Source organism: Kitasatospora sp. NPDC058243 (assembly GCF_042882025.1).
Lineage (GTDB): Bacteria > Actinomycetota > Actinomycetes > Streptomycetales > Streptomycetaceae > Kitasatospora.
In genome coordinates this window covers 24,386-36,328 of sequence record NZ_JBHVWW010000071.1, presented here as the reverse complement: position 1 = coordinate 36,328, position 11,943 = coordinate 24,386, and the positions used below count along the sequence as shown (strand labels likewise).

At 74.1% G+C, this 11,943-nt stretch carries 10 protein-coding genes and 1 pseudogene; 7 read left to right on the top strand and 4 right to left on the bottom strand.

All coding sequences use genetic code 11. The annotated features are described in order from the left end of the window. Positions 1–44: 44 nt before the first annotated feature. Positions 45–707 carry a DUF6461 domain-containing protein gene (locus tag ACFVX9_RS33115; RefSeq protein ID WP_387985204.1) on the bottom strand — a complete coding sequence of 221 codons (663 nt, stop codon included), beginning with the start codon at positions 705–707 and terminating at the stop codon, positions 45–47. Positions 708–978: 271 nt separating this feature from the next. Continuing rightward, entirely contained in the window at positions 979–2,415 is a 1,437-nt protein-coding gene (locus ACFVX9_RS33110; protein WP_387985201.1) for a purine-cytosine permease family protein, read from the bottom strand. A 71-nt stretch (positions 2,416–2,486) separates the two neighbouring features. Here ACFVX9_RS33110 and ACFVX9_RS33105 point away from each other — a divergent pair, with 71 nt between their 5' ends. The 3 genes from ACFVX9_RS33105 (at position 2,487) to ACFVX9_RS33095 (ending at position 6,306) form a co-directional block, all read left to right on the top strand. Beyond that, on the top strand, positions 2,487–3,119 hold the full coding sequence (locus ACFVX9_RS33105; RefSeq protein WP_387985198.1) for a TetR/AcrR family transcriptional regulator: 633 nt from the start codon (positions 2,487–2,489) through the stop codon (positions 3,117–3,119). A 48-nt stretch (positions 3,120–3,167) separates the two neighbouring features. Then, positions 3,168–4,811: an amidohydrolase gene (locus ACFVX9_RS33100; RefSeq protein WP_387985195.1), complete on the top strand. Its 1,644-nt coding sequence runs from the start codon at positions 3,168–3,170 to the stop codon at positions 4,809–4,811. A 142-nt stretch (positions 4,812–4,953) separates the two neighbouring features. Beyond that, entirely contained in the window at positions 4,954–6,306 is a 1,353-nt protein-coding gene (locus ACFVX9_RS33095) for an erythromycin esterase family protein (RefSeq protein ID WP_380371897.1), read from the top strand. 37 nt (positions 6,307–6,343) lie between these two features. Here the strand turns inward: ACFVX9_RS33095 and ACFVX9_RS33090 are convergent, their stop codons facing one another. Then, on the bottom strand, positions 6,344–6,793 hold the full coding sequence (locus ACFVX9_RS33090) for a MarR family winged helix-turn-helix transcriptional regulator (RefSeq protein ID WP_244293532.1): 450 nt from the start codon (positions 6,791–6,793) through the stop codon (positions 6,344–6,346). A 119-nt stretch (positions 6,794–6,912) separates the two neighbouring features. On the opposite strand from ACFVX9_RS33090, the pseudogene ACFVX9_RS33085 reads away from it, so the two are divergent. The 4 genes and pseudogenes from ACFVX9_RS33085 to ACFVX9_RS33070 all read left to right on the top strand — a co-directional run bounded on the left by ACFVX9_RS33085 (position 6,913) and on the right by ACFVX9_RS33070 (position 10,866). Next, positions 6,913–8,309: pseudogene (locus ACFVX9_RS33085) on the top strand (aldehyde dehydrogenase family protein). Between the two features lie 64 nt (positions 8,310–8,373). Further along, on the top strand, positions 8,374–9,177 hold the full coding sequence (locus ACFVX9_RS33080; RefSeq protein ID WP_387985190.1) for a maleylpyruvate isomerase family mycothiol-dependent enzyme: 804 nt from the start codon (positions 8,374–8,376) through the stop codon (positions 9,175–9,177). A gap of 124 nt (positions 9,178–9,301) precedes the next feature. Then, entirely contained in the window at positions 9,302–10,213 is a 912-nt protein-coding gene (locus ACFVX9_RS33075) for an immunity 49 family protein (RefSeq protein WP_387985187.1), read from the top strand. Positions 10,214–10,374: 161 nt separating this feature from the next. After that, positions 10,375–10,866, top strand: a complete 492-nt coding sequence (locus tag ACFVX9_RS33070; RefSeq protein ID WP_380337421.1) for an HPP family protein — start codon at positions 10,375–10,377, stop codon at positions 10,864–10,866. Positions 10,867–11,048: 182 nt separating this feature from the next. Here ACFVX9_RS33070 and ACFVX9_RS33065 read toward each other — a convergent pair whose 3' ends face one another. Next, complete coding sequence (locus tag ACFVX9_RS33065) at positions 11,049–11,822, bottom strand: enoyl-CoA hydratase-related protein (RefSeq protein ID WP_380371907.1); 774 nt, start codon at positions 11,820–11,822, stop codon at positions 11,049–11,051. Positions 11,823–11,943: the final 121 nt, after the last annotated feature.

The window sequence follows — 11,943 nt, the reverse complement described above, 5'->3', positions numbered from 1 at the left end:
AACGTCCAGCGCGCGGCCGGGGCGGGCCCGGGGCCGGCCCCGGCTCAACGACCCGGCGGCTCCATCCCCGGCCTGCCCCGCACCGCGTACGCCGTCAGCCGCAGTTCGCCGAGGACGGCCCGGGGCAGGCTCAGCCCGAACCGCCGCCCGACCGCGCCGAGGGTGCGGCGGCGGACGGCCGCGGGCGGCTCGCCCCCGGGGCCGCGGGTGATCCCGTCGGGCTCCAGGACGCCTGCGGCGACCAGCTCGGGGACCAGCAGGTCGGGCTCCCGGCCCCAGCGCCAGCGCTCCTCGGCGAGGCCGAACCCGCACAGCACGGCGCCGTCGCGGGCGTAGTCGAGCAGCGCCGGCGGGTGGTCCGGCATCGGGCGGAAGTGGACCACCTCGACCCCGTCGCGCGCTATCTCGGTGAGCCGTTCGCCGCCGGTGGAGTCGCCGTACTCGACCGCGAAGGACCAGTCACCGGACTCGCCGACCCGGATCACGCCGTCGCCGTCGTCGCTCGGGCGGAACACCTCGATGTCGAGGTCCCACACCTCGGTGCCGCTGAGCGGCCCGGCCGCGGCGGCCGGATCGGCGCCCATCCGGCGGGCGAGCTCCTGCGGCGGTATCCCCCGGGCGAACAGGACGCCGTCGACGGAGCGCCCGGCGTCCGCGAGCCACCGGATGCCCTCCTCGCCCCCCGCCCCTTCGGTACCGTCCGTCATGACGCCCCCTCACCTCGCGCCGGCCCGCGTGGCCGGGCCGCCGGTCCGCACCCTAACGGACGCCACTGACACTGATAGTTCTAACCGGGTCCCTGGTGGTCGTGGCTCTGCCACTGACTGACGCCCTGCTGGGCTGTCCTCCGGTTGTTCTGTCCGGCTGCCGGGGCCCGTTCAACCGGCGGCCCCCGGAAGCGTCCCGGCCGGTCGCCCTCAGCACCCTTCGGAGGAAGGGCAGTTCGACGGGGGCCGTCGGACGGCCGCGCTCAGGCGCTCAGGCGCCCCGGCGGTTCAGCTTCCCGCGCATCAGCACCGCGTACACCGCCGCCGCGACGACCATGCCGACCGGCAGCGCGAGGTCCGCGCCGACGAGCGCGGCCACCGGCCCGGTGTACAGGGTGTCCACGCACAGCGCGGCGCCGGCCACCCCGGCCGCGAGGGCGAGCGCACCGGCCGGGTTGACGCCCGCCCGGTACCAGAAGGGGCTGCCCGGGGTCTCGTCCGTGAGCGCGCGGCCGTCGTAGCGGTTGCGGCGCAGCAGGATGTCGGTGGCGTAGATCGCGGTGCTGGGGCCGAGCAGGACGACGGTCAGCTGGAGCACGTTGCTGACGGTGTCGAGGAAGTTGGAGACCAGCAGCGCGTACAGCGTGAGGCAGACGGCGACGGTGCCGTCGACGAGCACGCTGAGCGTGCGGCGGATCCTGATGCCGACGGCTTGCAGGGCGAGGCCGGCGCTGTAGGCGGTGAGCGCGTTGACCGCGATCGTGCCGACGACCAGGGCGAGCAGGAAGACCGGGTCGAACCAACCGGGCAGGATCCGCTGGAGGGCGGCCTGCGGATCCGTCATGTCGACGGCGCTGGCGGCGAGTACGCCCAGGCCGCCGACGGCGACGCCGGGCAGGAAGCCGCCGAGGGCCGTCCAGCCGAGGACGGCGCGCGGGGAGGTGGTGTGCGGCAGGTAGCGGGAGAAGTCGGCGCTGGTGGTGTAGGACAGCGGGCCGGAGGCGATCAGGGTGACGCCGGCCAGGACGGCGGACCACAGGCGGGTGCCGGAGAGCGGTTCGGCGGGCGCGTAGCCGAAGTCGGCGTGCCGGAGCACCACGTACCCGACGACGGCGAAGGCGGCGGCGAGCGCCAGGGTGATCGGCAGGTAGAGCCGGAGGATCGCGGCGTGGCCGTAGACGCTGATGGTGAGCGTCACCACGACGATGGCCACCACGATGGCGATCTTGATCGGGGTGGTCGGGGTGATCCCGGCCTGCTCGGCGAGCGAGAACGCGGCGACGGCGGCCGCGGCGAGGTTGAGCGCGAAGTAGCAGACGGAGATCATCCAGCCGGTGACGGCGTTGTTCACGCGGTTGCCGAGGACGCCGTACATCGCGCGGGTGATGACCTCGCTGGGCGCGCCCGCGGCCGGTCCGGAGACCGCCAGCAGGCCGGTGCCCAGCCAGAACAGGTTGCCGACGACGACCACCGCGAACGCCTGGAGCAGGTCGAGCCCGGCCAGGACGAGGGCGCCGCCGACGACCAGGTTGAGGTAGTTGACGCTGGCCGCCGCCCAGACGGGGAAGAGTTCGCGGGCGCGGCCGCGCCGTTCGGTCTCGGGGATGTGGTCGATGCCGTGGACCTCGACCCGGCCGGCCCGCTCCTGCTGGAGCGGCGCGGCGGCGCGGGTGTCGGGGTGGGGGTGGTCCGGGAGCGTGGACGCCATTGGGGGCCCTCCGTGGGGGTGTCGTGCCCACCTGCTTGCTTATTGGTCGCACACTCAATAGCATCCGGCACATGACGTCAAGCGTTCAGCGCAAACGGGTCCGCAAATCCGCCGACGACCGGCGGGCGGAGATCGTCGGGGCAGCCGCCGCCGTCGCCCTCACCGAGGGCCTGGAATGCATCACGCTGCGCAGGATCGCCGAGCAGCTCGACGTCCGCCCCGGTCTGATCAGCCACTACTTCCCCGCCGTCGAGGACCTCGTCGCCGAGGCCTTCGGCAGCGCCGCCACCGCCGAACTGGAGACGCTGCTGCCCGCCGACCCGCACGACAGGTCGCCACTGCACCACCTCGCACGGTTCTTCGCCCGCGCCACCGGGCCGGCCTACGACGACATGAGCCGGCTCTGGATCAACGCCCGCCACCTCAGCCGCTACCGGCCCGTCCTGCGCGACCGGGTCCTGGAGCAGCAGGCCGGCTGGCGCGGACGACTCGGCGGCGTCATCGAGACGGGCGTCACCCAGGATGAATTCCGCACCGAGGACGTTGATGTGACGGTTCTTCAGATCCTGGTCGTGATCGACGGCCTCGCCGCCCACGCCAACACCGGCCTGCGCGACCACCCTTCCGCCGTCACCCGGCTCGCCGTGGCCACCGCCGAACGCGAACTCGGCCTGCCCGACGGCTCCCTCACCTGGAAAGACTGACCCCTCCACCCCACAACTACCCCACCCCGCAGCACCGTTGGAGCCGATGTGCGCACCTCCCTCGTCCTCCTGTCCGCCCGCCTGCTCGACCCGGCGACCGGCGGCCCCCTCCCGCAGACCGCCCTGGCCGTCGCCGACGGCCGGATCGCCGCCCTCGGCGACGACCGGGAGATCCGCCGGCTCGCCGACGCCGCCACCACCGTGATCGACCTGAAGGGCGCCGTCGTCACCCCCGGGCTGGTCGACGGGCACCTGCACCCGGTCACCGGCGCCGAACTCACCCACGGCCTCGACCTCTCCGGCTGCACCGACCTCGCCGGGGTCCGCGCCGCCCTCGCCGCCGAGGTCCGCACCCTCGCCCCCGGCGCCTGGCTGCACGCCTGGGGCCTGGACCCGAACGTCTTCGGCGACCGGCCGGTGGAGTCCGCCGCGCTCGCGCCCGTCCTCGACGGCGTCCCGGCGCTGCTCCAACTCTTCGACGCCCACTCCATGCTCGCCAGCCCGCGCGCCCTGGAACTCGCCGGCGTCGACGGCCCGCGCAGCTTCGCCCAGGCCGCCGAGGTGGTCTGCGACGCGACCGGGCGCCCCACCGGCCTGCTGCTGGAGGACGCCGCCTGCGAACTGGTCGAACGCGCCGCCCCGCAGCCGACCCGGGCCGAACGCCGTGCCCGCCTGGCCGCCGCGCTCGCCGCCATGGCCGCCGCCGGCCTCACCGGCGGCCACGCGATGGACGCGAACGGCGACAGCCTCGACCTCTACACAGAACTCGACGAGGCGGGCGACCTGCCGCTGCGGCTGCGGGTCGCCCCCTGGTGCCAGCCCGGGGTGGACGCGGACGGGCTGCGCGCCCTCGTCGAACAGCAGCACCGGGGCGGCCGGCTCTGGCGGGTCGACGGCGTCAAGCTGTTCATGGACGGCACCATCGACAACGGCACCGCCTGGCTGGAACGCCCGGACTGCCACGGCGAGTCCACCCACGCGTTCTGGCCGGACCCGGCGGAGTACACCCGCGTCATCGCGCACCTGCACCGCGCCGGCGTGCCGACCGCCACCCACGCCATCGGCGACGCCGCCGTCCGCCACGCGCTCGACGCCGTGGCCGCGGCCTCGGCGCAAAGGCCGGAGGCGGCCGCCGCCGGGGCCCGAACCGTCCGGCACCGGATCGAACACATCGAGACCGTCCCGGACTCCGTCGTGCGGCGCTTCGCCGAGCTGGGCGTGACCGCCTCCATGCAGCCCACCCACTGCTGCGACTTCACCCGGGCCGACCACACCGACAACTGGTCCCGCCGCCTCGGCGAGGAGCGCGCCGACCGCGCCTGGCGCTGCCGCGACCTGTGGGACGCGGGCGCCACCGTCGTGCTCGGCTCGGACTGGCCGATCGCCCCCTACCCGCCGCTCGGCGTGCTGGCCGGCGCCCGCCACCGCCGCCCGAGCCGCGACCTGACCCAGCCGCCGCACCACCCCGGGCAGGCGCTCACCGCCCTGGAGGCGCTGCGGGCGATGACCGTCAACGCCGCGCACGCGGCCGGGGAGGAGCAGCAGGCCGGCCGGATCGCCGTCGGGCACCGCGCCGACCTCACCGCCTTGGCCGCCGACCCGCTCACCACCCCCGCCACCGAACTGCCGGATGTCCCCGTGCTGCTCACCGTCCTGGACGGCCGCCCGACGCACCGCGCCGCGGCGCTCTGACCCACCGGGCGGAGCCCGCATCGACGCAGGTCGGGGGTTATCCCCCCGAAGAACCCGGCGGTCGGCCCCAGCGCGCCGCACCCCCGCCGCGAACGATGATCATCTCACCGAGCTTTCGGGACAAGGAAACTGAGGAGAGATCATGACCACGGTGAACAAGCGGCGGATCGGCCGGCGCGGGCTGATCGCGGCGACGGTGGCGGCCGCCACCACCGCCCTGCTGGCCCCGGTGGCCTCCGCCGCTCCCGCGGCGGACGGCCAGCGGAGCACGGTGGTCCGCGCGTTGGAGCGGTCCGCGCACCCGCTGCGGTCGACCGAGCCCGGCGGCAGCACCAGCGACCTGCGGGCGCTCGGCGCGATGGTCGGGGACGCCAAGGTGGTGGGCCTCGGCGAGGCCACGCACGGCTCGCACGAGTTCTTCACCATGAAGGAGCGGGTCTTCCGCTACCTGGTCCAGGAGAAGGGCTTCACCACCTTCGCCCTGGAGATGAGCTGGTCGGCGGGCCTGAAGATCGACAAGTACCTCCAGGACGGCAAGGGCGACGCCCGGCAGATCGTCAAGGACGAGCTGGGCCAATCACCGTGGGAGCGCCAGGAGTTCGTGGACCTGATCAGCTGGATGCGCGAGTACAACCGCCAGCACCCGGAGCGCCCGGTCCACTTCATGGGCGACGACGTCGGCGCCCCCAAGCTCGGCGAGGAGGTCTTCGCCCGGGTCGACGCCTACCTGCGAAAGACCGACCCCGCGGCCCTGGCGCGCGTCGACGGGCTGTACGCGGGCCTGCGCCCGCTCGACGACACCGTCGCCTACCTGATGAACCGGCCGGTGGCCGAGCGGAAGGAGAACGCCGCCAAGGCGCAGCAGGCGCTGGACCTGGTCACCGCCGCCAAGGGCGCCGGCGGCGAGGAGTACGACTGGGCCGTGCAGCACGCCCGCATCATCGCCCAGACCTTCGCCTTCGCCACCTTCGAACTCACCGACAAGGCCTCGGTGAACGCCGCGGAGGTCCTCCGCGACCAGGCCATGGCCGACAACACCGCGTGGTGGCAGCGCCACACCGGCGACCGGATGCTGCTCTCGGCCCACAACGGGCACGTCGGCTACCTGGCCAGCGATCCCGAGATGTACCCCAGGACGCAGGGCGCGATCCTGCGCGACACCCTCGGCCCGGAGTACCTGAACATCGGGTTCACCTTCGACCGGGGCTCCTTCCTCACCATGGGCGCCGCCCTCGGCACCGACTGGGAGAAGAACACCGTGCCCGCGGCCACGCCCGGCATGAACGAGTACACCCTGGACCAGGTCCGCCGCCAGGACTACTACGTCGACCTGCGCACCGCCCCGCGCGTGGTCCGCGACTGGCTGGACACCGCCCGCCCCGTCTACGAGGCCGGGTCCACGTTCACGAAGGACCCGCTGCCCTCCGTCGCCCTCGGGCGGGCCCACGACGTCCTCATCCACCTCCACCAGGTCCACGAGGCCGAGAAGCTCTGACCTGACTCCGGCCCCGCCTCGGACCGGCGGCCCGGCCTCAGGCCGGCGGGGCCGCCGTCTCGGGGAACGCCCGGTCCAGCAGCGCGCCCAGGGCGGCCCGGTCCTGGCCGGAGAGCTGTTCCAGCGCGGTCAGGCCGGACATCAGGTCGGCCCGGATCAGCCGGACGGTCTGCTCGCCCCGGTCGGTCAGGGCGATGCTCTTGACCCGGCGGTCGGCGGGGTCGGGCTCGCGGCGGACCAGGTCGCGGCCCTCCAGCCGGTCGACGATGCCGGTGACGTTGGAGGCGTCACAGGACAGCAGGCCGGCGAGGGCGCGCATGGAGCGCGGCCGGGTGAGCAGGCTGAGGGTCTTGCCCTGCATCAGGGTCAGCCCGTGCCCGGCCGCGGCGGAGGCGAAGTGGCGGTAGTAGGCCGCGGCCACCCGGGCGAGCTGATCCATCAGCTCGATCGGCGTGGCCGGTGGGTCCGGGTGGGGGTTCTGGTGCACGGTGTCGAGCATAGGCACATTGCTTGACATCCTCAACCATTGAGGTTTACCGTCCAAGAATGCTTGAGGTCATAAACCATCGACGTCCTCAAGCCAGCTGGAAGGACCCCGAGACCCTCATGAACCACACCCCCGCCGCCACCCCGGAAGCCGCTCCCGAAGCCACGCCGGGAGCCGCCCCGGAAGCCCCGGAGGCCGCCCCGGAGACCGCCCCGGAGACCGCCGCCGCCACGGTCGCCCGCCTGCGCGCCACCTTCGACACCGGCCTGACCAAGCCGCTCGCCTGGCGCCAGGCCCAGCTGGCGGCGCTGCGCTCGCTGCTCACCGAGCAGTCCGAGGCGTTCCTCCAGGCCCTGCACGAGGACCTCGGCAAGAGCACCGCCGAGGCCTACCGCACCGAGATCGGCTTCACGCTCAACGAGCTCGACCACACCGTCGCCCACCTGGAGCAGTGGCTGCGGCCGAAGCCCGCCGCCGTGCCCGAGTTCTTCCGGCCCGCCGCGGCCCGCGTGGTGCGCGACCCGCTCGGCGTGGTCCTGATCATCGCGCCCTGGAACTACCCGCTCCAGCTCGCCCTGTCCCCGCTGGTCGGCGCACTGGCCGCCGGGAACGCGGCCGTCCTCAAGCCCAGCGAGCTCGCCCCGCGACCTCCGCCGCGCTCGCCCGGCTGCTCCCGCGCTACCTCGACCCGGCGGCCGTCGCGGTCGTCGAGGGCGCCGTCCCGGAGACCACCGCGCTGCTGGAGCAGCGCTTCGACCACATCTTCTACACCGGCAACGGCGCCGTCGGCCGGATCGTCATGACGGCCGCCGCCCGGCACCTGACCCCGGTCACCCTGGAACTCGGCGGCAAGAGCCCGGTGGTGGTCGAACCCGACGTCGACCTCGCGGTCACCGCCCGGCGGATCGCCCGGGGCAAGTTCCTCAACGCCGGCCAGACCTGCGTCGCCCCCGACTACGTCCTCGCCATCGGCGAGAGCGCGCCCGCGCTGGAGGCCCACCTCGCCGACGCCGTCCGGGAGCTGTACGGCGACGACCCGGCGGCCGGCGGCGAGTACGGCCGGATCGTCAACGAGCGCCACTTCGACCGGCTCACCGCGCTGCTCGGCGACGGTCGGACCGTCACCGGCGGCACCCACGACCGCGCCGACCGCTACCTCGCCCCGACCGTCCTCGCCGACGTCTCCCCCGAGGCCCCCGTGATGCGGGCGGAGATCTTCGGCCCGATCCTGCCCATCGTCGCCGTGCCCGACCTCGACGCGGCGATCGCCTTCATCAACGAGCGCGACAAGCCGCTCGCCCTCTACGCCTTCACCGAGTCCGCGCACACCAAGCAGCGGCTGACCGAGGAGACCTCCTCCGGTGCGCTCACCTTCGGACTGCCGGTCTCCCACCTCGCCATGCCCGAGCTGCCGTTCGGCGGCGTCGGCGAGAGCGGCATGGGCCGCTACCACGGCGAGTACTCCCTCGACACCTTCAGCCACGCCAAGGCCGTCGTCGACAAGCCCCTCGCCTGACCGCTTCCCCCTCGTCCGACCGTTTCTCCCCGCCCCGCCACCCCGACACCGAGCGAGCACCCTCATGACCACCATCGACCACGGCGCCGCCGTCGCCGCGGAGACCGCCCGCCTCGTCGCCGCCCTCCAGGACGCCGACCCGACCACCCCGGTGCCCACCTGCCCCGGCTGGACACTGACCGACCTCACCCGCCACACCGGCAGCGTGCAGCGCTGGTTCACCGTCCTGCTCCGGCAGCGGATCCAGCAGCCGCCCCGCAGCCGCGAGGTCGACCTCCGGCTGCCCGCCGCGCCGGACGGCTACCCCGCCTGGCTGGCGGAGGCCGCGGCCGAGGCCGGCGCCGCATTCGCGGAGACCGACCTCGACGCCCCGATGTGGGCCTGGGGCGCCGACCAGCACGCCCGCTTCTGGGTACGGCGGATGCTGTTCGAGACCCTGGTGCACCGCGCCGACGCGGAACTCGCCCTCGGGCGCACCCCGGCGCTCGACCCGGAGCTGGCCGCCGACGGGGTGTCCGAATTCCTCACCAACCTGCCCTTCGCCGCCTTCTTCGCCCCGGGGATCGCCGAACTGCGCGGCGCGGACCGCACCATCCGCTTCACCCGCACCGACGGCAACGCCACCGACGCGGACGGCGACTGGCTGATCCGTCTGCGGCCCGACGGCTTCGGGCTCGACGGCTTCGGGCCCGACGGCTTCGGGCTCGACGCGGACGGCCCGGGCCCGGAGGCCGACGCGACCGTCCGCGCGAGCGCCGCCGATCTGCTGCTGCTCCTGTACGGCCGGCTCGACCTGGCCTCCGCCCGCCTCGACGTGCGCGGGGACGAGGAACTGCTCGCGCACTGGTGCGCCAACTCGGCGTTCTGACCTGCCCGGACGAGGGGCGGCGGCCCGGCCGCCGCCCCTCCCCCGTACGGGTGATCGACTGTCAGCGGCCGGTGCTAGCGTGCCGTTCCGTCAGCAGACGATCAAGGAAAGGCGGCATCGGATCGTGGACGTCGACGTCACGCGCCACCAGGTCGCGCCCCAGCGGATCACCCAGGCCCTGGAGGGCATCGAGGACCGGGCCCTCGCCAGTTGGTACCGGATCCACTACGGCCGCCTGGCCATCAAGGAGATCCGGACGATGGGCGAGGAGCTCCTCGACCACATCGGCGCGCTCACCCTGGGGGGCCGACCGCTCAGCGGTTACCCCGCCCGGGTCATCCTGGAGACCGCGGCCGAGTGCTCCCTCGGCGTGCTGTCCCTCGGCTGCTTCCCCCGCGGCGACTTCGAGGTCCCCTTCCCGTTCATCGGCGAGACGCTGACCAGCGAAGAGACCGGCTTCGGCGACACCATCGACTTCGCCCCCACGGCCGCCACCTGGGTCGACGCCTTCGCGATGTGCGTGATCAGCGGCCTGGTCCGGGAGCGCCATCGCATGCTCGGCCCGCTGCTGAAGGACGACTACGGGCCCTCGGTCCGCAAGGGCCTGCCCTACTCGGACCTGGACTCGACCTCCGATCCGGCGAGCCTCGCCGAGTTGGACGCGCTCTGCTCCTACCTCTACGTCGTGCCGACCGCCGTCTCACCCTGGGTCGCCCCCGGCCCCGTGCCCCTGCGCAAACCGGACGCCGAGGAGCGCACCGCGGCCGCCCGGGCGCTGGACGCCGCCGGTCGGCTCACGCCGGACCAGCAGTTGCTGCGCGTCCTGCTCGACGACGACCAGAGCACCTTCGAGCGGGCCCTCGCCGCCCGCCTCGACCAGCACCGCGAGAGCAGCGCTCCGGACGCGGCCCCGCGCAGCCTGCTCCCGGTCATCCCGATCGCCCTGGCCGCACTCGCCGTCCAGGCACACGGCTGGCAGCTCGGCCTCTCCTCCGGCTACCTCCCGGCGACGCTCATACAGCCCCCGTCGCTCTGACCGCCCCACCGAAGCCGCCCGTCCGTCCGCCCGCCTGTCCGCCCGCCTGTCCGTCCACGGAGTGTTCAGTGGTTGTCCAACAGACGAAACATCCCACCTTTCGAGCGACAGTGCGCCTATCATCCCGTGGTCCCCCGTCACCCATCCGGAGTCGCCCACGCATGCCCACCTCACAGCCCGCAGACACCCCCAGGCCGCACCCGTTGCACGCCCTGCGGGCCTCCGTCTTCGCCGTCGGCGCCCTGCTCCTGCTGGCCGGAATCGGCATGGTGGTCCACCAGCCGCTGCTGATCCCGCCGGTGGCGGCCAGCGCCGCCCTGGTGCACGGCGCCCCCGGGCTTCCGATCTCCCAGCCGCGCAACGTCGTCGGCGGCCAACTGCTGTCCGCCCTGATCGGCTACGCCACCCTCGCGGTCACCGGCAGCACCGCCTGGGGAGCCGCGATAGCCGCCGGTCTCGCACTGGGCGCGATGATGCTCACCCACCTCTCCCACTCCCCGGCCGTCGCGAGCGCCGTGGTCGTGGTGCTCCAGGCCCCGCCCGCCCTGCCGTTCCTGCCGCTGCTGGTCCTCTCGACCGGCATCCTGGTGACGATCGGCCTCCTCCCCGGCCGGATCGGCGGGCACCCCGTCCGCTACCCGGTGTCCTGGTGAGCGCGCACGCCCCCAATAAGCGCTGAGCACCCCCCTTGTGAGCCGCGACTGCCAGCCGCGCCCGTGAGCCGCGACGGCCGGGTCATCCGATCGGATGGCCCGGCCGTCCGCGTTGCCGTCGTCCTGGCCGAAGAACGCCGAGTCCAGCCCGGAACCACCGGCACCAGGGGCGCGAGCCGGTCTCAGCCGGCGGCCGGGCGGTCCAGGAAGCGCCGGAGCCCCTCCCGCACCCCGTCCGTGGGCACGGTGGCCACGAAGCAGGCCGCCTCGACGGCGAGGCCCTCGTCGATCGGCAGGTTGATGCCGCGGGTGACGGCCCGCAGGCAGGCGGACACCGCGGTCGGCGCGTGCCGGATGATCCGGTCGACCAGGCCCCGTGCCGCGTCGAGCAGTTCGCCGGCCGGGACGACGGCGTTGACCAGTCCGATCTCGGCGGCGCGGGCGGCCGGGATCGGATCGCCGGTCAGGATCAGCTCCAGGGCGCGCTTGCGTCCGACGTGTCGCGGCAGCCGCTGGGAGCCGCCGAACGGCGGCGGGAAGCCGAGCGAGATCTCCGGCTTGGCGAAGGTCGCGTGCTCGGCGGCGACGGCCAGCGGGGCGGCCTCGGTGAGCTCGCACCCTCCCCCGTAGGCGAGGCCGTTGACGGCGACGACGATCGGCTTCGGGAACTCCTCGATCCGCCGGGTCAGCGCGTGGCCGCGCCGGACGACCTCGCGCAGCGCCCGCTCGGGCCCGCCCGCGATGCTCCCGGCCAGCGACGGGATGTCGGCGCCCGCGCTGAAGGCCCGCTGCCCGGCGCCGGTCAGCACGACCGCTCGGACGGTGTCGTCGGCGTCGACGCGGTCGAGTTCGGCGAGCAGCGCGTCGATGGTCGGGTAGTCGAGGGCGTTGAGCTTCTGCTCCCGGTCGATGGTCAGGGTGACGACGTGCTGGTCCCGCTCGCTGCGGACGGTCATGCCGGGTGCTCCGTTTCGCCTGGGCGCGGGCGTCCGCAACCCGGCGGACGCCCGCGCGGTGGGGGGGGGCCCCCCCAAAACCCACCCCGTTCTGGAAGACCCCAAAGCCAAGAAAAACCCC